This is a genomic window from Pseudorhodoferax sp. Leaf265, assembly GCF_001422365.1.
Classification (GTDB): domain Bacteria; phylum Pseudomonadota; class Gammaproteobacteria; order Burkholderiales; family Burkholderiaceae_C; genus Pseudorhodoferax.
This window is the reverse complement of record NZ_LMMT01000008.1, coordinates 16,272-39,821: the sequence shown is the minus strand read 5'-3', so window position 1 is coordinate 39,821 and position 23,550 is coordinate 16,272. Positions and strand designations below refer to the sequence as shown.

7 protein-coding genes and 1 pseudogene are annotated in these 23,550 nt (G+C 71.6%); 5 read left to right on the top strand and 3 right to left on the bottom strand.

The window, feature by feature from the left end:
* Positions 1 to 224 precede the first annotated feature (224 nt).
* Genes ASF45_RS09240 through ASF45_RS36910 form a run of 3 tightly spaced genes read right to left on the bottom strand, consistent with a single transcriptional unit; the run spans position 225 to position 8,845 of the window.
* On the bottom strand, positions 225 to 4,409 hold the full coding sequence (locus ASF45_RS09240) for a response regulator (RefSeq protein ID WP_156472922.1): 4,185 nt from the start codon (positions 4,407 to 4,409) through the stop codon (positions 225 to 227).
* The gene (locus tag ASF45_RS09235; protein ID WP_056660409.1) at positions 4,406 to 7,243 is read right to left on the bottom strand and encodes a PAS domain S-box protein; all 2,838 of its coding nucleotides are present in this window, start codon (positions 7,241 to 7,243) and stop codon (positions 4,406 to 4,408) included. The genes ASF45_RS09240 and ASF45_RS09235 overlap by 4 nt, the downstream gene beginning before the upstream one ends.
* A gap of 27 nt (positions 7,244 to 7,270) precedes the next feature.
* Positions 7,271 to 8,845, bottom strand: coding sequence for a methyl-accepting chemotaxis protein (locus ASF45_RS36910; protein WP_056660406.1), 1,575 nt, complete (start codon positions 8,843 to 8,845; stop codon positions 7,271 to 7,273).
* 308 nt (positions 8,846 to 9,153) lie between these two features.
* Here ASF45_RS36910 and ASF45_RS09225 point away from each other — a divergent pair, with 308 nt between their 5' ends.
* The 5 genes and pseudogenes from ASF45_RS09225 to ASF45_RS37070 form a co-directional block, all read left to right on the top strand.
* Complete coding sequence (locus ASF45_RS09225) at positions 9,154 to 10,512, top strand: efflux RND transporter periplasmic adaptor subunit (RefSeq protein WP_056660402.1); 1,359 nt, start codon at positions 9,154 to 9,156, stop codon at positions 10,510 to 10,512.
* Between the two features lie 4 nt (positions 10,513 to 10,516).
* Positions 10,517 to 12,718 (top strand): hypothetical protein, encoded by a 2,202-nt coding sequence (locus tag ASF45_RS35810; RefSeq protein WP_056660399.1) that lies wholly within the window; start codon positions 10,517 to 10,519, stop codon positions 12,716 to 12,718.
* On the top strand, positions 12,715 to 14,757 hold the full coding sequence (locus tag ASF45_RS35805) for a hypothetical protein (RefSeq protein ID WP_056660396.1): 2,043 nt from the start codon (positions 12,715 to 12,717) through the stop codon (positions 14,755 to 14,757). Before ASF45_RS35810 ends, ASF45_RS35805 begins: the two co-directional genes overlap by 4 nt.
* A gap of 23 nt (positions 14,758 to 14,780) precedes the next feature.
* Positions 14,781 to 15,677, top strand: coding sequence for an efflux RND transporter periplasmic adaptor subunit (locus tag ASF45_RS09210; protein WP_162243980.1), 897 nt, complete (start codon positions 14,781 to 14,783; stop codon positions 15,675 to 15,677).
* 5 nt (positions 15,678 to 15,682) lie between these two features.
* Positions 15,683 to 23,276, top strand: a pseudogene (locus tag ASF45_RS37070) (DUF4347 domain-containing protein); the annotation flags it as partial.
* Between the last annotated feature and the right edge of the window lie 274 nt (positions 23,277 to 23,550).

The window sequence follows — 23,550 nt, the reverse complement described above, 5'->3', positions numbered from 1 at the left end:
CTGTTGGCCATTGCCATCGTCGCCAGCGTCTGCTGCTTCTGCCACCGCGTGCCTTGAGCCGCGCGGCGCCGCAAGAAAAAGGGCTGCCCAAAGGCAGCCCAATCGATGCATCCGCTTCCCAGAAAGCACCTTGTCTGGATGCACCGCGCATCCATCATCGTGCTGCGGCCTCGCCACTCCTGTAGGAAAGCAGCCCCTCGGCGGGAGAGTCAAGCGCGCAGGGCCTAGCGCACGATGCCGGTGCCGGCCTCGAAATCGTACGCCGCCGCCGCGCGCCGCAGCGCCTCGAAGGCTTCGTTGCCGAGAGCACCCTGGAGCGCGGCCGCCTCGCTGGCGATCAGGTCCTGCGCATCGGCATCGTTGTCCTCCAGCAGCGCAACCAGCCGCTGCAGCAGTGCGGTGGACTGGGCCGGCGTCACCGCCTCCACACGCGATGCCAGCGACTCGTCCGGCAACTGGGCCTCGATCGCCTGCACCAGGACCTGCAAGGGCGCGGCCACTGCCTCCAGCAGCAGCTCCAGCCGCTCGGCCGAAGCCTCGCCGCGCAAGCCGTCCTCCAAATCCGCGGCCAGTCCCTGCAGCTGCAGCGCGCCGATGTTGCCGGCCACCCCCTTGAGCGTGTGGGCCAGCCGCTCGGCCGTGGCCTGCTCGCCGGCGGCCAGCGCCAGCCGGACTGCCGCCACCGTGTCGCGCTGGCCCTGCACGAACTTGCCCAGCAGCGTCAGGTACAGCGAACGCTTGCCCAGCACGCGACGCAGGCCCTTGGCCACGTCCAGCCCTGGCACGGGCCGGGCCAGCACGGGCGCATCGTCCTGCGCCACCGGCGCCTGCACCGCCACCGGCAGGCCCCCCAGGCCCTCGCGCGGACGGATCCACCGGGCCAGCGCGCGCCACAGCGCATCGGGCTCGATCGGTTTGGCGACGAAGTCCTGCATGCCCGCCTCCAGGCAGCGCTGGCGGTCGGCGGCCATGGCGTTGGCCGTCATGGCCAGGATCGGCAGGCCCGCATGGCGCACGTCCTGGCGCAGCAGGCGCGTGGCGCCCACACCGTCCAGCACCGGCATCTGCATGTCCATCAGCACCAGGTCGTAGGGCACGGCCGCAGGCACCGTGGTGGCGGCGATGCGGTCGAGCGCCTGCTGCCCATCGCCGGCCACGTCGACGGTGAAGCCGGCGGCCTGCAGCAGCTCGCAGGCCACCTGCTGGTTCAGATCGTTGTCCTCCACCAGCAGGATGCGCGCGCCGCGCAGCGGCTCCAGCGCATGCAGCGCCGGGGTGCGCCGCTCCTGTCCGGCCGCGGCGGCGGCCTCGTCGCCGGCATCCTCGCCCAGCACGCGCATCATGGTGTCGAACAGCACCGAGGCGCTGACCGGCTTGAGCATCAGGTGGTCGATGCCGGCCTCCTGGGCGCTGCGGATCACCTCCTCGCGGCCGTAGGCCGTGACCACCATCATGCGCGGCACCGGCGCCATGCCCAGTGCGCGGATGCGCGCCGCGGTCTGCAGCCCGTCCATGCCGGGCATCTGCCAGTCCAGCATCACGGTGTCGAAGGGCGTGCCGGCCTCGCAGGCCTCGCGCACCTGGGCCACGGCCTCGGCACCGCTCAGCACCGTGCGCACCTCGAAGGCCTGCGCCGCCAGCAACTCGGACAACACCTGCGCGGCATGCGCGTTGTCGTCCACCACCAGCACGCGGCGACCGCGCAGGTCGATCTGCGGCAGCACCGGCCGGCCGCGCCGTTCGCCCAGGCCCAGCCGCGCCGTGAACCAGAACGTGGAACCCTGGCCCGGCACGCTCTCCACGCCCACCTCGCCGCCCATCAGCGCGGCCAGCCGCTTGCTGATGGCCAGGCCCAGGCCGGTGCCGCCGTACTGGCGCGTGATCGAGCTGTCGGCCTGCTCGAAGCTGCGGAACAGCCGCTGCTGCTGCGCCTCGGTCAGGCCGATGCCCGTGTCGCGCACCTCGAAGCGCAGCAGCACCTGCGGCCCGCCCTCGCCGCCGCCGGGGCTGAACTCGATCACCCGCACGCCGATGTTGACCTCGCCCGTCTCGGTGAACTTGATCGCATTGCTGGCGTAGTTGATGAGGATCTGGCCCAGGCGCAGCGGATCGCCCCTGAGCTGCTGCGGCACGTCGGCCGCCACGTCGCAGATCAGCTCCAGCCGCTTGGCGTTGGCGCGGTCGGCGATCACGCCGGCCACGGTGTCGATCACGCGATCCAGCTCGAACGGGATGTGCTCGACCTCCAGCTTGCCGGCCTCCACCTTGGAGAAATCCAGGATGTCGTTGAGGATGCCCATCAGGTGCTGGCCCGATTGCTGGATCTTGTTCAGATAGTCGCGCTGCTGCGGCGTCAGCTGCGTGCGCAGCGCCAGGTGCGACATGCCGATCACCGCATTCATCGGCGTGCGGATCTCGTGGCTCATGTTGGCCAGGAAGTCGCTCTTGGCCTGGTTGGCAGCGCCAGCCGCGTCGCGCGCCTGCGCCAAGGCCGTGATGTCGATGGCCACGCCGATCACGCGGCGCGCGCGGCCCGTCTCGTCGCGCAGCACACGGCCCACGCTCTGCACCGAGCGGATGCGGCCATCGGCCAGCGGCACGCGGAACTCGTGCTGGAAGGTCGAGACCTGCGGGTCCGCCACGGCCGAGCGGAACAGCGCGGCGGCGCGCTCGCGGTCTTCCACGTGCACGTGCCGCTCCCAGAACTCCGGTGTGCCGTCGTAGCTGCCCGCTTCCAGGCCGTACAGGCGCTCGAGCTGGGGCGCCCAATAGCCCCGGCCGCTGCGCATGTCCAGGTCGAAGACGCCGATGCCGCCGGCGTCCTGGGCCACCTGCAGCCGCTCGTTGGCATCCTGCAGTTGCTGCTGCGCGTCCTTGAGCGGCGTCACGTCCACGATCACGCCCACCAGGCCGGCGCTGGTGTCGTCCGCCATGCGGATCGCGCTCACCGAGAACAGCGTGGTGTGCACGCGCCCATCCGCAAAGCCGAACTGCGCCTCGCGGCTCAGCATGCCGCCGTTGCGCACCAGCGCCAGTTGCTCGGCATGCCCGGCCTCGCGCTGCGGCACGTAGGGCAGGTCCAGCACGGTCTTGCCGATCAGCTCCGCCGGCTGCAGCCCGAACGCCTGCCCGTAGGCCTGGTTGCAACCCAGGAAGCGGCCGTCGTCGTCCTTGTAGAAGATCGGGTTCGGGATGCGGTCCATCAGCGCCTGCAGGAAGGCCGCATGCTCGGCCGCCAGCCGCAGTTCCTCGCGGCGGTGCACCAGCATCTGTCCAGCAAAACGGCTGCCGACCAGAACCAGTGCCAGGCCGAAGGCGGCCAGCAGGCCGGCGACGAGGAGGTGCCGCCGGCGCATGGGCGCCAGCACGTCCAGCTCCGTCAGCGTGAGCAGCTGGTACTGCGGATCGGACAGCGGCTGGCGGCGCAGCAGGTAGGGCCGGCCCTCGATGAGCCAGTGGCCGGCATGCAACGGGTCGGCCGGCGCCCGCACGTCCAGCGGTTCCCCCAGGCTCTCGCCGCCCTCGGGCGGGCGCGCCATGCCGGCGGGCAACAGCGCCGCCAGGTTGCGCAACATGAACGACTCCGATGAGGCGGTGATGACGCGCCCCTGCTGGCTCACGATCAACGCGATCGCCCGCCCCGACAGGTAGGGCGCCATGTCCGGCGCGCCGAACTTGACCGTGACCGAGCCCTGCGGCACGCCACCCGGGCCATCGATGCGGCTGGCCACGAAGTAGGCCGGGACGTTGTTGAGTCGGCCGATGCCGAACTGCTTGCCCACGCCGTCGCGCAGCGCATCGATCAGGTGGGCGCGCCCGCCGTGGATCTGGCCCACGATGCTGTCGTCCTGGTCCCAGTTGCTGGCCGAGACCGTGTCGTCCGACAGGTTGTTCATGGAGATGCGGGCATAGCGCAGGTCGCTCGCCACCGCTTTCATGTAGTCGCCCACCTCGCGCACCTGCGGGTCGCGCGTGAACTGCGCGGCGCGCTGCTGGCGTGTCAGCCGGGCCGCGCCGGGCGCGTCCACGCGGTAGCGCGTGGCAACCTGGATCACCAGGCTCTGGCGCGCCACCATGTTGGACACGCTGACCATCTCGGTGAACAGCCGGTTCACGATGCGCGCGGTGGCCTCGGCATCGTGGTCGGCGCCAGCGGCCAGGCTGTCCAGCTGCGCCGCCAGGATGCGCTGGGAGCCCCACCAACCCAGGCCGGCCACCAGCGCCAGCCACGCCAGCGCCAGGGCCACGGTCGCCTGGCGCACCACCGACGGCACCGGCGGCGTCGGCCGGCCGCGCAGGCCCAGGCGGGCGAAGCCCTGGACGGGCGCGGACGCCGCAGGGCTCACTGGAGTCCCTTCGCGCTGCGCGCTGCCGTGCTGAGCAGCCTGGGGCGGCCCGGCGGTGCTCACGCTGCCTCCGGCAGCCAGGGCGCCAGGGCCGGGCTGCCGCGCAACAGCGCCAGGGCATCTTCCAGATCGTAGTGCTGCACCAGGCGCACCAGCTGCTGCAGCTGCGCAGGCGGCAGCCGCTGCTGCAGCCAGGGCCGCATGGCGTGGAGTTGCGTTCCGGTGTCGCCGTCCATGGACTCCAGCATCTCACACAGGCGTGCCAGCCCGCTACGCGCCTGGGCGTCGGTCAGCGCAGCCACCCCGCCGCTCGTCGAGCCGGCGTCGGCAGGCAGCGGCACGGCGTCGGGCGCGCAAGGCCCCGCCGCGGTTCGGCAAGGCCACTGCAGGCAGATGCAGGTGCCCGCATCCGGCGCGCTCTGCGCCGTGATCGCCCCGCCGGCCGCGTCGGCCAGCCGCCTGGCCAGCGCCAGCCCCAGCCCGAGGCCGCCGAAGCGCCGCGTGCTCGATCCGTCCCCCTGCCGGAACGGCTGGAACAGCTGGGCGAGCTGCTCCGGCGCGATGCCGATGCCGGTGTCGCGCACGGCGATCTCCAACACCACGCCACCGCTGTCCGCCAGCCGGTGCCGGCACTGCAGCACCACCTCGCCCTGTTCGGTGAACTTCAGGGCATTGCCCAGCAACTGGTCCAGCACCTGCTCGAGCCGCTGCACGTCGCTGCACAGCTGCCGCGGCACGATGTCGCCGGCATCCAGGCGCAGCGCCAGGCCCTTGTCGGCCGCCTGCGGCCCGTGGCGCGCCACCAGCCGCGCCAGCAGGGCATCCAGGTCGAAATCGGCCTCCTGCAACACCAGCCGGCCCGACTCGGTGCGCGAGAAGTCCAGCACGTCGTTGGCGATCGCCAGCAAGGCCTGGGCCGCAGCGTGCACCTTCTGCACGTGCCCGCGCTGGGGCGCACCCAACTCGCCCTGCAGCGCCAGGTGCGCCTGGCCGATGATGGTGTTCAGCGGCGTGCGGATCTCGTGGCTCATGTTGGCCAGGAAATCCGATTTGGCCGCGGCGGCCGCCTCGGCCGCGTCCCTGGCGGCCTGCATGGCCTGGGCCGTGCGCTTGCGCTCGGTGATGTCCACGCACCAGCCGAAGGCCACGTCGGGCTGCCCGCCGAAGCTGCCGCGCGTGAACGACAGCTGGGCCCAGAAGCGGCTGCCGTCGCCGCGCACCATCTCCAGGTCCGACGCACGCGCGAAGCCCTCGCGCCACAGCCGCTCCATCAGCACGGCGCGCTGCGACGGATCGGCGTAGCGGGCCCGCATGCCCTGTGCCGCCAGCGTGTCGGCATCGACGCCGAACATCTCCAGCGCGTTCTGGTTGTGGAACAGCACCCGGCCACTGCCGTCGGCCGCCACCACGGTGCCGGGCGCGGACTCCAGCAGGTCGCGCAGCAACTGCTCGCGCTCGCGCAGCGCCGCGCGCGCCTGCGCCTCCTCGCTGATGTCCAGCAGCACGCCGACCATGCCGGCCGTGCCGCCGTCCGGCGCGCGCAGGCCCTGGGCCCAGAACAGCGTCTGGTGCAGGCGCCCGTCGGCCCAGTGGTGTTCGAACGCCCGCTGGATGCGCCCGCCGCTGCGCACGACCTCCATGTCGCAGCGGTGCGCCTCCTCGCGCGCGGCGGCATCGAGCACCGGCAGCTCCAGCACCGTGCGGCCGATGAAGTCCTCGCGCCGCACACCGTAGGCGGCCTCGAAGGCGCGGTTCACGGTGGTGTAGCGGCCCTGGTCGTCCTTGAGGAACAGCGGGTTGGGCAGGGCATCGACGAGGCGCTGCTGGAAGGCCAGCTCGCGCGCCACGGCCGCCTCCGCCTGCCCGCGCTGCCAGGCGCGCCAAGCCTGCCGCGCCTGGCGGCGCAACCAGGCGGCGGCCAGCGCCAGGCTGGCGGCCAGCGCCGCCGCAGCCCCGGCCAGGGCGGTGCCGCCCTGCTCGGCCGCGGTCAGGGGCCGCAGCACCACGAGCTGCCAGTCGCGCCGGGCGGCAGGCCAGTCCAGCGTGGCGAAGGCGCGCCCGACGCGCTCCCCGTCCAGCCGCTCGCCGCCGGCCACCGCCACCAGCGGCAGCGCTGGCGGCGCACCCTTGGCGAACAGGTCGCCGTAACGCGCGTCACGCGCCAGCTGCTCTTGGTCCGCGGCAGCGACGGGCGCCAGCGTGTGCAACAGCCACCGGCTGCGGTTGGTGCCGAACACCACGCCCTCCGGCGACACCAGCAACACCGTGTGCGCATAGCGCCCCAACTGCGCGTCGATGCGCTCCATGCCGATCTTGACCACCGCCACGCCGACCGGCTCGGCCTGCGGATCGAGCTGCCCGCGCACCGGCGCGGCCAGGTAGATACCGCGCTCGCCGGTGTTCTTGCCCACGGCCGGGTACAGGTTGGGCGTGCCGACCATGGCACGCCGGAAGTACGGCCGCATCGACAGGTCGCGCCCCAGGCCGCGGCCGCCGCCGTCCTGTGCGCGGTAGGCCACGGTGCGGCCGTGGCGGTCCAGCACCAGCGCGTTGTCGGCGCCGTACTCGCCGATGACGGCCGCCAGCATGGCCTGCAGGGCCGGGTCCTGTGCCGTCGCCTCGCCATCGAGCAGGCGCTTGATGTGCAGGTCCACCAGGCCCAGCAGCTGCACGCCGCCCATGGCCCGGCCATCACTGCTCAGGGCATGCACCTGGTCGACCAACTGGTCCGCATCGCGCTGCAGCTCCTGCTGCAGCTGCTCCGACTGCCACTGCTGCACCAGCCAGCCCACCAGCACCGCCAGCGCCAGGCAGGCCGCCACGGCCACCCAGGTGGCGCCCTGGCGCAGCGGGCGCCAGGACGGGCCGCCGACGGCAGGCGCGGATGCGTCGGGCATCGCCGGCACGGCCGCCGCGCGCCGCCTTCAGGCCGCCTGCGGCAACGCCAGCTGGGAAGCGGGCCCGTCGAGCTGGAACACGCCGACGATCTGCGCCTGCTTGTGGGCCTCGGTGCGCAGCGAGGACGCAGCGGCGGCGGCCTCTTCCACCAGCGCGGCGTTCTGCTGCGTGGTGCTGTCCATCTCGGTGATGGCGGTGTTGATCTGCTCCAGCCCGCTGATCTGCTCGGCACTGGCCGCGCTGATCTCGGCCATGATGCCGGTGATGCGCTCCACGCTCTGGACCACCTCGTCCATGGTGCTGCCGGCGCGGGCTACCAAGGTGCTGCCGGCTTCCACCTGCTGCACCGAATCGTTGATCAGCGCCTTGATCTCCTTGGCCGCCCCGGCCGAGCGCTGCGCCAGGTTGCGCACCTCGGACGCCACCACCGCGAAGCCGCGCCCCTGTTCGCCCGCGCGGGCCGCCTCCACGGCCGCGTTCAGCGCCAGGATGTTGGTCTGGAATGCGATGCCGTCGATCACCGAGATGATCTCCACCACCTTCTTGGACGAGGTGTTGATCGACTGCATGGTCTGCACCACCTCGCTCACGGCCTGGCCGCCGCGCTGGGCCACCTGGGCGGCGGTCTGCACCAGCTGGTTGGCCTGGCGTGCGCTGTCGCTGTTCTGGCGCACCGTGCTGGTCAACTGCTCCATCGCTGCGGCCGTCTGCTGCAGCGCGCTGGCCTGGCGCTCGGTGCGCACCGACAGGTCGTCATTGCCGCGTGCGATCTCGTTGGTGGCGGTGGCGATGGTGTCGGCGCCCGAACGCACCTCGCCCACGATGCGCTGCAGGCTGCCGTTCATCTCCTGCAGCGCGTGCAGCAGCTGGTCGGGCTCGTCGGGATAGCGCACGCGGATGCGGCTGTTCAGCACGCCCGAGGCCACAACCCGCGCCACCTTCACCGCATGGCGCAGCGGCGCGGTGATACTGCGCGCCACCAGCAGCGCCATCACCACGGCGGCCACCATGGCCAGCACCATGATGCCGAGCAACAGCGCCGTGTCGCGCCCGATCAGCGTGCGCGCGGCGCCCTCGTCCGTCTCCACGCGCTTGGTGGCCAGCACAACCACCTTGTCGATGGCGGCGCGGTGCGTCTCGTACGCCGCGTCCAGCCGCTGCATGGTGCCGGCCACCTTGCCGGCGTCGCCGCTGCGCACTGCCTGCACCAGCTCGTCGAAGGCCAGGCGGTAGAACTCCTGGGCCGGACGGTAGGCATCGTCCAGCAGCAGGCGGCCCATCTCCGGCTCCAGCGCCTGCTTCTGCCAGAAGTCGTGGCGCTCGTCGAATTGCCTCTTCAGGCTGCGGATGCGCTCGGCCAGGGCCTGCTGCCGGCCCGCGTCGTCCGCGCGCGAGAGTTGCAGCACCAGCAGGTAAGACTCGATGATGTATTCGGGCGGCGGCAGGATGTCGGCGATCAAGTCCTTGCCCTGCACGATGCGCTCGTAGATCGGTCCATTGACCTTGAGCGTGTCCAAGGTCTTGAAGGCCCAGCCGCCGGACAACACGAAGCCGATGGCGAAGATGGCGATCAGCACGGCCAGCCGGGCCGAAAGCTTCAACTCTCAACACGTTCATTGCGCTGCCCCCTCCCGCCACGGGAATTTGTAAACCGATGATTAATCAACGACTGCAAAATGTCCACGCCTTTGACACAGGAGGGTTGCAGCACACACGACAAATAGATGTGCGGACATTTGCTCTTGATGAAAGGCCAGAAAATTTGTGCACACTAAGCAACGAACCGATATAAGCAAGATCGACTGTTGCAGAATGCAAGACTTATCTGACATGAACAGCCTTCCACGTCATTTCGGTGCCGTTGCCGCCATCCCACGCGACCGGCCACGCACAGGCTGAGGTGCCTGCCATGCATCCGCGGCTGCCCGACCCCCAGATCCTGGCGCTTGCGCTGCAGGCGACGGTGCTGGCACACGGGCAGCTGCGCGAGGCCGCCACCGCCTTCGCCAGCGAACTGGCCAACGGCAGGGGCTGCGCACGGGTCGGCATCGGCTTCCTGCGTGGCCACCAGATCGAGCTCGTGGCCATCTCGCACGGCAGTGGCGAGAACCTGCACCGCCAGGCCTTCAACCCCCTCACCGCCGCCATGGACGAAGCCGTCCAGCAAGGCGCCAGCGTGCACTGGCCCGCCGAGGGCGCGCCCGCCATCCGCCATGCCCACCGGCTGCTGCTGGGCGAACGCGGCGGCGCCGTGGCCACCGTGCCCATCGTGCACCTGGGCCGCGCCGTGGGCGCCGTCACCTGCGAGTGGACCAGCGCGCCGCCCGAACTGCCCGCCGTGGTGGCCGAACTGGAGAACAACGTCAGCCTGGCCGGTCCCGTGCTGTACCTGATGGCCCAGCGCGAGCAGCCCTGGTACCGGCGGCTGCGCCAGAGCCAGGCGCCGGCGGACGGCAGCCGCCGCCGCACGGCCTGGCTGCTGGCCGGCGCCGCCGGCGTGCTGGCCGGGGCGCTGGCGCTGCCCGTGGAGTACCGCGTGGGCGGCCGGGCCCGCGTCGAAGGCCAGCAGACGCGCGCCATCGTCGTGCCGGCCGACGGCTACCTGCAGGCGGTGCACGTGCGCCCGGGCGACCGCGTGGCGGCCGGCCAGCTGCTGCTGGAAATGTCCGACCAGGACCTGCAGCTGCAAAAGCGCAAATGGAGCAGCGAGCTCGGCCAGTACGAGAACGCCTACGCCAGCGCGCTGGCGCGTGCCGACCGCGCCGCCATGGTCATCGCACTCGCGCGCGTGGACGAAGCCCGGGCCCACCTGGGCCTGGTCGAGTCCGAGCTGGCGCGTGCGCGCATCACCGCCCCCTTCGCCGGCATCGTGGTCGATGGCGACCTCACGCAGTCGCTCGGCGCCCCGCTGGAGCGCGGCAAGCCGCTGCTGCAGCTGGCGCCGCTGGACCGCTACCGCGTCATGCTGCAGGTCGACGAGCGCGACATCGGCCGTGTCCGCGTCGGCCAGACCGGACAGCTGTCGCTGTCGGCCCTGCCCTGGGATGCGCTGACCATCCGTGCCGTGCGCATCACGCCCATGGCGCGGCCGGTCGAGGGGCGCAACGTGGTCGAGGTGGAGACCGACGTGACGGCCGACGCCGAGCGCATCCGGCCCGGCCTGGAAGGGGTCGGCAAGCTCGACACCGGCCGCGCCGCGCTGGGCTGGGTCTGGTTCCACGGCGTGACCGACTGGCTGCGCCTGGTGTTGTGGTCCTGGGTGGCCTAGCCCCATGCGCTGGCTCCGCTCCGCCAAGGCCGGTACGCAGCATGCGGACGCGCAGGCGGCGCAGGAGTCGCTGTTCAATCCCCGCTGGCACCGCGTGGCCGCGCTGCGCCCACAGCTGCGCCCCCATGCCGAACTGCGGCTGCAGGTGCAGCGCGGCAAGCCCTTCCATGTGCTGCGCGACCTCACCAACGACAACGCGCTGCGCCTGAACGAAGCCGCCTACGCCTTCGTGGGCCGCTGCGACGGCCAGTCCAGCGTGCAGCAGATCTGGAACGCGATGCTCGCGGCCCAGCCTCACCAGGCCGTCACGCAGACCGAGATCATCGAGCTGCTGGTCGGCCTGCACGGGCGCAACCTGCTGCAGTTCGACGTCACGCCCGACGTGGAGAACCTGTTCCACGCGCAGGACCGCCGCCGCCGCCGCCGCCGTGCCGGCGGCGTCAACCCGCTGGCCTTCCGGCTGCCGCTGGGCGACCCCTCTCGCCTGCTGGCACCGCTGCGCCCGCTCGGCCCCTGGCTGTTCTCGCGCACCGGCCTCGCGCTGTGGCTGGCCGCCGTGCTGCCGGCGCTGCTGGCCGCGGCCATGCACTGGGACGAACTGGCCCAGGGCGCCGGCAAGGTGCTCGCCTCGCCCGGCTACGTGCTGCTGGCCTGGCTGTGCTATCCCTTCATCAAGGGCCTGCACGAGGCCGCCCACGCGCTGGCGCTGCAGCGCTACGGCGGCGAGGTGCACCAGGCCGGCGTGACCTTGATCGCGCTGAGCCCGGTGCCCTTCGTCGACGCCTCCGCCGCCGACGGCCTGCGCCAGCGCGGCCAGCGCGCGCTGGTGAGCGCCGCCGGCATCCTGGCCGAGCTGGCCATCGCCGCCCTCGCCATGGGCGTGTGGCTCGCGGTGCAGCCGGGCCTGGTGCGCGACCTGGCCTTCGTCGTCATGTTCACCAGCGCCCTGTCCACGGTGCTGACCAACGGCAACCCGCTGCTGCGCTACGACGGCTACTTCGTGCTGTGCGACCTGCTGGACCTGCGCAACCTCGCCACGCGCAGCGGGCGATGGTGGTCCGAGGCGATCGGCGAGCGGCTGTTCGGCGTGCGCGTGCGCACGCCGGTCGAGCCCCTGCCCGGCGAGCGCATCTGGCTGCAGGTCTACGCGCCGCTGTCGTGGACCTACCGCGTCGTGCTGTCCGTCGTCGTCGGGCTGTGGCTGGGTGGCTTTGCGGCCATGCTGGGCGTGGCGGCCCTGATCGTGCTGCTGGGCGCCAACATCGCCGTGCCGTTGAAGAACATGCTGCAGATGCTGGGCCTGTCCGGCCGCGAGGACGGCGAGCGCCGGCGCGCCTGGCTGCGCGCGGGTGTGGTCGGCGCGGCGCTCGCGGCCTTCGTCACGCTGGTGCCGCTGCCGCAGTCCAGCGTCGCCGAGGGCGTGGTCTGGCTGCCCGAGAACGCCCAGCTGCGCGCCGGCACCGACGGCTTCATCGCCGAACTGGACGCCGCCAACGGCCAGCAGGTGCACGCCGGCGCGCGCATCGCGCTGCTGGACGATCCGGTGCTGCCCGCGCAGCGCGCCACGCTCGTCGGCGACGTGGCCGAGGCCAACGTGCGCCTGTTCTACGCCATCGACCGCGCGCCGCAGGACGCGCCCGACCTGCGCCAGCGCCTGGCCTACCACGAGGCCGAGCTGGCGCGCCTGGACGAACGCCTGGCCGTGCGCGAGGTCGCGGCGCTGGCCGACGGCCTGCTGGTGCTGCCCCGGCACGACGAGCTGGTCGGCCAGTTCCGCCGCCGCGGCGAGGCCATTGGCTACGTGCTGACCGCCGCGCCCACCACCGTGCGCGTGGCCCTGCCGCAACAGCAGGCCGAGCTGGTGCGCGCCCGCACCCGGGGCATCGCGGTCCGGCTGCTCGAAAGCCCCGCGCAGCCCCATGCCGGCCGCATCGCGCTGCGCGTGCCGGGCACGCTGAACCAGTTGCCCAGCGCCGCGCTGGGCGAAGCCTCCGGCGGTCGCATCGCCACCGACCCGGCCGACCCGGACGGCCTGCGCACGCGCCAGCCCGTGGTGGTCATGGACATCGAGCTGGACGGACGTGCCAGCCCGCGCTTCGGCACGCGCGCGCTGGTGCGCTTCGACCACGGCACGGCACCGTTGGCACAACAAGCACTGCGCGGCCTGCAGCAACTGCTGCTCGGCCACTTCAACCCGAGATCATGAACACCGCCGCCCTGCAACTGCCAACCCCCGGCATGCGCTGGGGCAGCTACCCCGAGCGGCCCGAGCCGCCCGGCGGGCGCAGCTGGCGCCGCGGACTGCCGCTGCCCTTCGCGCTGCGCTGGCCCGGTGCCTGGCGCCAGCGCGCGCAGGCCGTGTGGGACCAGGCCGCCCGGTGGCAGGTGCTGGACGACAAGGCCTTCTCCGCCATGCGCGAGCCGGTGCAACAGCAACTGCTGCGTTCAGGCCTGGACGGCGCCGCCGCCGCCCAGGCCCTGGCCTACGTGGCCGAGGCCGCGCGCCGCACCCAGGGCCGCCAGGCCTACGTCACGCAGCTGATGGCCGCGCTGGCCCTGCTGCGCGGCCACCTGGCCGAGATGGCCACCGGCGAGGGCAAGTCGCTGGCCGCCGCGCTGACGGCCGGCGTCGCCGCGCTCGCCGGCATCCCCGTGCACGTGCTCACCGCCAACGACTACCTGGTGCAGCGCGACGCCGAGACCTTCGCGCCGCTGTACCGGCTGCTGCACCTGCGCTGCGCCTGGGTCGGCACCCGCCACGACGAGGCCGAGCGCCGCCAGGCCTATGCCGCCGACGTGGTCTACGTCACGGCCCGCGAGGCCGCCTTCGACTACCTGCGCGACCGCATGCGCCACGGCACCGGCGATGCGCCGCTGCGCCAGCGCGCGCGCGCGCTGGCCGACCACGCTGGCGCGGGCCCGGTGCTGCGCGGCCTGTGCATGGCCGTCATCGACGAGGCCGACAGCATCCTCATCGACGAGGCGCAGATGCCACTGGTGCTCTCGCGCGAGGTGGTCGACCCGGCCGCGCGCGCCTTCCTGTGGCAGGCCTGGGCGCTGTCCGGCCGGCTCGTGCTGGGCCACGACTTCGCGCTCTCGGGCCAGCCCGCGCGCGTGGCGCTGCTGCCCGCCGGCCTGGAGCGGCTGGCCCGGCTGGCCGAGGGCCTGGGGCCGCTGTGGGTCAACGCCCAGCACCGTGCCGAGACCGTGGTCACCGCGCTCACGGCGCGCCACCTGCTGCAGCGCGACCGCGACTACGTGCTCGTGCCCGGCGATCCGGCCCAGCGCAAGAAGCCCGAGATCGCCATCGTCGACGCGCTCTCGGGCCGCATCGCCGAAGGCCGGCGCTGGTCGCGCGGGCTGCACGGCCTGGTCGCGCTCAAGGAGGGCATCCCCATGCCGCCCGAGTCCGAGACCCTGCTGCAGATGACCTACCAGCGCTTCTTCCGCCGCTACCACCGGCTGTGCGGCATGAGCGGCACGCTGGCCGAAGGCCGCACCGAGCTGCGCCAGCTGTACGGCTGCACCATGCTGCGCGTGCCGCTGCGCCTGCCCGACCGCAGCAGCGCCTGGCCGCTGCGCTGCTATGCCGACGAGGCCGCGCGCCAGCGCGCCGCCGTCGCGCGCATCCAGGCCCTGGCCGCCAGCGGGCGGCCGGTGCTGGTCGGCTGCGATTCGGTCGCTGCCAGCGAGGCCATGGGCGCGGCCCTGGCCGCCGCCGGCGTGGCACACCAGATGCTGCATGCGCGGCTGGACGCCGCCGAGGCCGCCATCGTCGCGCGGGCCGGCGCGCACGGCCAGGTCACGGTGGCCACCAACATGGCCGGCCGCGGCACCGACATCCACCTGGATGCCCTGGCCCTGGCCGCCGGCGGCCTGCACGTGCTGAGCTGCCAGCACAACGCCTCGCGCCGGCACGACCGCCAGCTCTCCGGCCGCGCCGCGCGCCAGGGCCAGCCCGGCAGCCACGAGACCTGGCTGGTGCCGCGCCCGCCGCCGGCCGCCGGAACGGACGAGGCCGGCGGCACCGGCGCCCGGCTGTCCAGCCTGTACCGGCTGCTGCGCATGCTGCCGGGCCGCGTGCGCGCCGATGGCCGCGCCGCCCTGCCGCCGGCCCTGCTGGCCTGGGCGCTGCGGCGCGAGCAGCAGCGCACCGAGCGGCTGCAGGCCCGGCGCCGGCAACAGTTGTTCCAGCAAGACATCCGCTTCGACGCCAGCCTGTGCTTCACAGGTCAGCGCCGCTGACCGTGCCATCCTTGATGCTGTCCATGCCCATGCTCCACTACCCGACGTTCCACCCACCGCCACGCCGCGACATCCTGTCCTGGCTGCTGCTGGCCCTGCTGGCGCCGGCCGTCCAGGCCCAGCCCGCGCCACAGGCACTGGCCTGCCTGATCCAGCCGGCCCAGGTGGCCGAGGTCGGCAGCGCGGTCATCGGCGTGGTGCAGACGCTGCAGGCCGACCGCGGCGACCGCGTGCAGAAGGGCCAGGTGCTGGCGACGCTGCGCTCGGACGTGGAGCGCGCCAGCGCCGAGGCCGCCCAGTCGCGCGCCAAGAGCCTGGGCGAGCTGCGCGGCGCCGTCGCCGCGCTCGACCTGGCCGAGCTGCGGCGCGACCGCGCCAGATCGCTCAAGGACGAGAACTTCGTCTCGGCCCAGGCGCTGGAGCAGGCCGAGGCCGAATTCCGCGTCGCCAAGGAGCGCGTGGCCCAGGTGCGCGAGGCGCTGCGCACGGCCACGCGCGAGGTCAACACCTCCGAGGCCCAGCTGGCCCAGCGCACGCTGCGCGCGCCCTTCGACGGCGTGGTGGTGGAGCGCTACGCCAACCTGGGCGAACGCTTCGAGGAGAAGGCCTTGTTCCGCATCGCCGCCGTCGCCACCTTGCGCGTGGAGCTGGTGGCCCCGCTGCCGCTGTTCGGCCAGCTCAAGGTCGGCCAGAAGATCCAGGTGACGCCCGAGCTGCCCGGCGCCGAGGTGCGCACTGCCAGCATCGTGCAGATCGACCAGGTGCTGGACCCGGCCAGCAACACCTTCCGGCTGCGGCTGGACCTGCCCAACGCCGACGGCAGCCTGCCGGCCGGCCTGCGCTGCCGCGCCGACCTGGGCCTGGCGGCCGCCGCCAAGGCCGCGCCAGCCGCCCAGATGAACGGCGCCGCAGCGCGCTGAACGCCATGCCCCTGCCGCCACGCCAGCGCCCGCAGCTCGAGGACATCGAGCGGCGCATCCTGTACTCGGCCGACACGCCCGGTGCAGCGCTGGCCGCCACGCTGCCCAGGACCGACGCCCAGACCGAGCAGGCCCAGGCCGCCGCGCCTGCGCAGACGCAGCCGGCGGTGGAACTGGTGGTGCTGGACGAGCGCGTGCCCGACGCCGATGCGCTGCTGGCCGACATCGCGGCCCAGGCCGCCGAGGGCCGCAGCATCGAGGTCGTGCGCGTGGGCGCAGGCGAGGACGGCGTGGCCGCCATCACGGCCGCGCTGGCCGGTCGCAGCGACGTGGCGGCGCTGCACATCGTGAGCCATGGCGGCTCCGGCGCCGTGCAACTGGGCCAGGAGGCGCTGGACAACGACACGCTGCTCACGCGCGCCGCCGACATCGCCGGCTGGAGCGGCCACCTGGCCAGCGGCGCCGACATCCTGCTGTACGGCTGCGACGTGGCCAGCGACGATGCCGGCCGCGCCCTCGTGCAGGGCCTGGCCGACCTGACCGGCGCCGACGTGGCCGCTTCCCTGGATGCCACCGGCGCCACCGCCCTGGGCGGCAACTGGACCCTGGAGATGCAGACCGGCGCCATCGAGGCCCGGCTGGCCTTCGACCTGCAGACCCAGGCGCAGTGGCAAGGCCTGCTGGCCACCTACACCGTGACCAGCACCGCCGACAGCGGCGCCGGCACGTTGCGCCAGGCCATCACCGACGCCAATGCCAACGCCGGCGCCGACACCATCGCCTTCAACATCGCCGGCGCCGGGCTGCAGACCATCAACCTGAGCTCGGCGCTGCCCACCATCACGGGCGCCACCACCATCAACGGCTACACGCAGTCCGACGCCACGGCCAACAGCGCCAGCACCGGCAGCAATGCCGTGATCCGCATCGCGCTCAACGGCTCGGGCGCCGGGGCCGGCGCCAACGGCCTGAACTTCGGCGCCGGCAGCGCCGGCAGCAGCGTGCGCGGCCTGGCGATCGGCGGCTTCAACGGCGCCGGCATCCTGACCAGCGTGGGTGGCCTCACGGTGGCCGGCAACTTCATCGGCACCAATGCCGCGGGCTCGGCGGCCAATGCCAACACCACCGGTGTCTCGGTGGCCGGCACGGGCGCCACCAGCATCGGCAGCGCGGCGCTTTCCGACCGCAACCTGGTATCGGGCAACACCAACAACATCGTCAGCAGCGCCACCGGCGCGCTCACCATCCAGGGCAACCTGGTCGGCACCAACACCGGCGGCAGCACCACCATCGGCACGCCCACGGCCGGCATCAGCATCTCGGCCGGCACGGCCAATGCGGTCGGCGGCGCCAACGCCGGCGAGGGCAATGTGATCGCTGGCGGCGCCAGGGGCGTGGTGGTCACCAACGCCGGCACGCTGGCCAGCATCGTCGGCAACACCATCTCGCAGACCACGGTGCAGGGCATCGACCTGGCCAACAACGGCGCCACAGCCAACGATGCTGGCGACGCCGACACCGGCCCCAACGCGCTGCAGAACTTCCCGGTCCTCACCGGCACGCAGACCAGCGCCGACGGCTACCTGGCCCTGCAGGGCACGCTGAACAGCACGGCCAGCACCAGCTACCGCATCGACTTCTACGCCTCGCCCTCGGGCACCACGGTGCGCGAAGGCCGTGTCTACCTGGGCAGCACCACCGTCACCACGGACAGCGCGGGCAACGTGAGCTTCGCCGCCTCGCTCAGGGGCAGCACGGTGGCCGTGGGCGCCCTCGTCAGCGCCACGGCCACGCGCATGAGCGGCACGGCCTTGGCCGAGACCTCGGAGTTCTCGGCCTACCAGAGCACGACGGCGATCAACGTGCAGACCGTCACGACGACGGCCTTCACCGGCCCCGGCTCGCTGTGGGATGCCATCGAGGCGGCCAATGCCGCCTCGGGGCCGACGCTGATCCGCTTCAACATCGCGGGCACGGGCCTGCACACCATCACCTTCCCGCCCCATGACCCCGACGACCCGCAGTTCTACCGCATCACCCAGCAGGTCATCATCGACGGCAGCACCGACGACAGCTTCGCCGCCAACGGCAACCAGCCGGCCATCCAGATCGACGCCAGTGGTGGCGAGAATGTCTTCGCTCTGACCTCCAGCGCGGACGGCAGCACCATCCACGGCCTGGCGCTCACCAATCTCTATTACACCGCCATCTACATCGAGCCCGGCAGCGACAACAACGTCATCACCGGCAACTACATCGGCACCATCGGCGCGGGCGGGCAGATGCTGTCCACCTCGATGGTCTACGGCATCTGGGTCGACAGCGCCAGCAACAACCGCGTCGGCGGCAGCACCGCGGCGGACCGCAACGTCTTCACCGGCATCACGGGGGTCGCCATCACGGTCAGTGCGGATGGCGGCACCGCCACCGGCAACCTGGTGCAGGGCAACTACATCGGCGTGATGCCCAACGGCCTGTCGGCCGTGAACAGCCCCGGCCAGGGCATCCAGGTGGCGACACCGACCGCGACCAACACGCGGGTGCTGGACAACTGGATCGCCCGCACCGACTACAGCGCCATCTCGGTCAACGCCGGCGCCACAGGCACCACCGTGCAGGGCAACCGCATCGGCACGGACGCCGCCGGCACCGCCAACTGGGGGGTGCGCCTGGCCGCAGGCATCTACCTGAGCGGCGGTGCCGCCGACAACCTGTTCCAGAACAACGTGGTGGCGTTCAGCGGCGCCAACGGCGGCATCCTGCTGGACGCCAACGCGGGCACGGGCAACGCCATCCTGGCGAACCAGATCTACAGCAACACCGGCCTGGGCATCGACCTGGGGTTCAACGACGTCACGGCCAACGACACGGGCGACGCCGACACGGGCGCCAACAACCTGCAGAACTACCCCGTGCTGACGGTAGCGCGCACCAACGGCAGCGGCAGCTTCGAGATCAGCGGCAATATCAACAGCACGGCCAACACCTACATCCGCATCGAGCTGTTCGCCAACACGGCCAACGACAGCCTGGGCTACGGCGAGGGCCAGACCTATCTGGGCTTCGTCAACGTGCTGACCGACGGCAGCGGCAACGCGAGCTTCTCGACCACGCTGTCGGCCACCGTGGCGGCCGGCGCCTTCATCTCGGCCACCGCCACCCGCAGCAACAGCGGCTACACCAGCTTCAGCGACACCTCGGAGTTCGCCAGGAGCATCGTCGCCATCTCGACCGTGCAGAACACGCTGGTCGTGACCACGGCGGCCGACACCTTGGACGGCGACACCACCAGCATTTCCACGCTGCTGGCCACCAAGGGAGCGGACGGCTTCATCAGCCTGCGCGAGGCCTTGCTGGCCATCAACAACACGCCGGCCGGCAGCCTGCCCACGCTGGTGAGCTTCAACATCGCCGGCAACGTGGTGCACACCATCACGCTGGCTTCCGCGTTGCCCTACATCACCAAGCCGGTGGTCATCGACGGCACGACCGACACGGGCAGCGTCACGGCGAACGGCGGGCGGCCGGCGATCGTCATCAACGTCAACGGCATCGCCGACGACGGCCTGCGGCTGGCCGCGGGCTCCGGCGGCTCGACCATCCGCGGGCTGGTGATCCAGAACTACGCGGCCGGCCCGGACACCTCGGCCATCCGCATCATGGCCGGCTCCGACGGCAACACCATCGCCGGCAACTACCTGGGCGCCGTGGGCGCCAACGGCGAGCAGGCGGCCGTGGCCTCCGGCGACGATGTCATCTGGGTCCAGAGCAGCAACAACACCATCGGCGGCAACACGGCGGCCGACCGCAACGTGATCGGCATGGATGGCACGCCGACGGGCACCTACGCCATCCTCATCGGAACCGGCAACGGCAATCAGATCCTGGGCAACTACGTGGGCGTGAACGCCACCGGCATGGCGGGCTTCACAGGCCTGCAGTCGGGCATCTGGATCAACAGTGCCAGCTCCGCCAACACGCGCATCGAAGGCAACCTGGTGTCTGGTGCGGGCGACATGACTGCCATCGGCATCAGCACCGCCGGGCCGGGCACACTGGTGCTGAACAACCGCATCGGCATCAACGCTGCGGGAACCGCCCGCATCAGCACCGTGCAGTCCGGCATCACGGTCTACCAGGCAGGCGCAGGCACGATGATCAACGGCAACTGGATCGGCGAGACCACGCTGTCGGGCATCTCCGTCATCAATGGCACCAGCGGCGTCATCGTGCAGGGCAACCGCATCGGCACCGACCTGGCGGGCACAGCCAATTGGGGCGGCCGGGGAAGCGGCATCCGCATCTTCGGCAGCGACACCATGGTCGGTGGCACGCTGCCGGGCGAAGGCAACGTGGTGGCCTTCTCCAACCAGGACAACGCGTCGGCCGATGCCATCCAGGTGGTCAGCGGAGTCCGCAATGCCATCCTGGGCAACAGCATCTACGGCACGGGCCTGAGTTCCAGCGCGCTGGGCATCAACCTGGGCGCCGCTGACGTGGAGGCCAATGACACGGGCGACGCCGACACCGGGGCCAACAACCTGCAGAACTTCCCCGTGCTGACGCTGGCGCGCACCAACGGCAGCGGCAGCTTCGAAATCACGGGGTCGATCAACAGCACGGCCAACACCTACATTCGCATCGAGCTGTTCGCCAGCACCGGCACCACCGCCAGCGGCTATGGCGAAGGCCAGACCTACCTGGGCTTCGTCAACGTGCTGACCGATGGCAGCGGCAACGCGAGCTTCTCGACCACGCTGTCGGCCACGGTGGCGGCCGGGGCCTTCATCTCGGCCACGGCGACCCGGTCGGTGGCGGGCTACGGCAGCTTCAGCGACACCTCGGAGTTCGCGCGCAGCGTGGTGGCCATCCATACCACTCAGCAGAACGTGCTGGTCGTGACCACGGCGGCCGACACCGTGGACGGCGACACCACCAGCATTTCCACGCTGCTGGCCACCAAGGGCGCGGACGGCTTCATCAGCCTGCGCGAAGCCCTCATCGCCATCAACAACACGGTGGCCAACGGCCTGCCCACGCTGCTGAATTTCGGCATCGCCGGCACCGGCGTGCACACCATCAACCTGGCCACCGAGTTGCCGGACATCGTGCGGCCCGTGTTCATCGATGGGCGCAGCGACGACAGCTTCGCGGCCAACGGCAGCCGGCCTGCCATCGTGCTGATCGGGCCCGGCACCGGCGGCAACACCAGTGGGCTGGGGCTGGAGACGGGCAGCGGCGGCAGCACCATCCGCGGCCTGTCGATCCAGAACTTCAACACCGGCATCTTCATCAACCCCGGCTCCAGCGGCAACACCGTGGTCGGCAACTACATCGGTGCGCTAGGATCGGACGGCAGCCTGGGCAGCGGCGCCAACGCCTTCGGCGTCATCTTGCGCAGCGACGGCAACACCATCGGCGGCACGCTGGCGGCCGACCGCAACGTGGTCAGCGGCAACACCGGCGGCAACATCGTGCTGGACGCCAGCACGGCCACGGGCAACCGCATCATCGGCAACTACCTGGGCACCAACGCAGCCGGCGTGGCCGGCGGCAGCGGCGGCTTCTACGGCGTCTGGCTCGCTGGCGGTGCGCACGACAACCAGATCGGCGGCACGGCTGCCGGCGAGGGCAACCTCATCGCGGGCAACACCACGGGCGTGTTCATGGGCGCGACGGCCGGCGTGCGCAATGCGGTGCTGGGCAACACCATCTACGGCAACAGCGCCCTGGGCATCGACCTGGGCGCCACCGGGGTCACGGCCAACGACACCGGCGACGGCGACACCGGCGCCAACAACCTGCAGAACTTCCCGGTGCTGACGCTGGCGCGCACCAACGGCAGCGGCAGTTTCGAGATCAGCGGCACGATCAACAGCACGGCCAACACCAGCATGCGCATCGAGCTGTTCGCCAACACGGCCAACGACAGCACCGGCTACGGCGAAGGCCAGACCTACCTGGGCTTCGTCAACGTGCTGACCGATGGCAGCGGCAATGCCAGCTTCTCGACCACGCTGTCGGCCACGGTGGCAGCTGGCGCCTTCATCTCGGCCACGGCGACCCGGTCGGTGGCGGGCTACGGCAGCTTCAGCGACACCTCGGAGTTCGCGCGCAGCGTGGTGGCCATCCACACCACGCAGCAGAACGTGCTGGTCGTGACCACAGCGGCCGACACCGTGGACGGCGACACCACCAGCATTTCCACGCTGCTGGCCACCAAGGGCGCGGATGGTCGTGACCACAGCGGCCGACACCGTGGACGGCGACACCACCAGCATTTCCACGCTGCTGGCCACCAAGGGCGCGGATGGCTTCATCAGCCTGCGCGAGGCCCTCATCGCCATCAACAACACAGTGGCCAACGGCCTGCCCACGTTGTTGAACTTCAACATCGCCGGCACCGGCGTGCACACCATCACGCTGGGCTCGGCCCTGCCGGCCATCACCAGGCCGGTGTTCATCGATGGCCGCTCCGACGACAGCTTCGCGGCCAACGGCAGCCGCCCGGCCATCGTGCTGCAGGGCAACGGCAGCGGCAGCACCTGGTTCGGGCTGGACTTCCAGGGTGGCAGCGGCGGCAGCACGGTGCGCGGCCTGGTCATCCGCGGCTTCAACGCCGCCATCTACCTGCAGGCAGGCTCCGACGGCAACACCATCGTGGGCAACTACATCGGCGCGCTGCAAGCCGACGGCAGCTACACCAGCGCCGCCAGCGCCCAGACCCTCTGGGGCGTGGAGGTGGCCAGCGCCAACAACACCATCGGCGGCACGTTGGCTGCCGACCGCAACGTGATCTCGGGCATGCAGAGCGCGGGCGCCGGCGTGAGCCTGGAGACCTCGGGGGCCACCGGCAACCGCGTGATCGGCAACTACCTGGGCACCGATGCCAACGGCACGCCGCTGGGCCTGGGCGCAGAGGGCGTGATCACCCGCGTCGGCGCCTCCGACAACCGCATCGGCGGCACCGCGGCCGGCGAAGGCAACCTGATCGCGGGCTCGGCGCTGCGGGGCATCTGGATCACGCCGAGCAGCGGCGCCGGCAATGCCATCCTGGGCAACAGCATCTACGCGAACGCTGGGCTGGGCATCGACGTGGACACGGCGGGCGTGACGGCCAACGACGTGGGCGACGCCGACACCGGCCCCAACAACCTGCAGAACTTCCCGGTGCTGACCGTGGCGCGCACCAACGGCAGCGGCAGCTTCGAGATCAGCGGCAATATCAACAGCACGGCCAACACCTACATCCGCATCGAGCTGTTCGCCAGCACGGCCAACGACAGCACCGGCTACGGCGAGGGCCAGACCTACCTGGGCTTCGTCAACGTGCTGACCGATGGCAGCGGCAACGCGAGCTTCTCGACCACGCTCTCCGCCACCGTGGCGGCGGGCGCCTTCATCTCGGCCACGGCGACGAGATCGGTGGCGGGCTATGGCAGCTTCAGCGACACCTCGGAGTTCGCGCGCAGCGTGGTGGCCATCCACACCACGCAGCAGAACGTGCTGGTCGTGACCACAGCGGCCGACACCGTGGACGGCGACACCACCAGCATTTCCACGCTGCTGGCCACCAAGGGCGCGGATGGCTTCATCAGCNCCGCGTCGTTGCAGGTCAACCCTTAGTGGCGCTAGATCCCACCACGCAGCAGAACGTGCTGGTCGTGACCACAGCGGCCGACACCGTGGACGGCGACACCACCAGCATTTCCACGCTGCTGGCCACCAAGGGCGCGGATGGCTTCATCAGCCTGCGCGAAGCCCTCATCGCCATCAACAACACGGTGGCCAACGGCCTGCCCACGTTGTTGAACTTCGGCATCGCCGGCACCGGCGTGCACACCATCACGCTGGGCTCGGCGCTGCCGGCCAT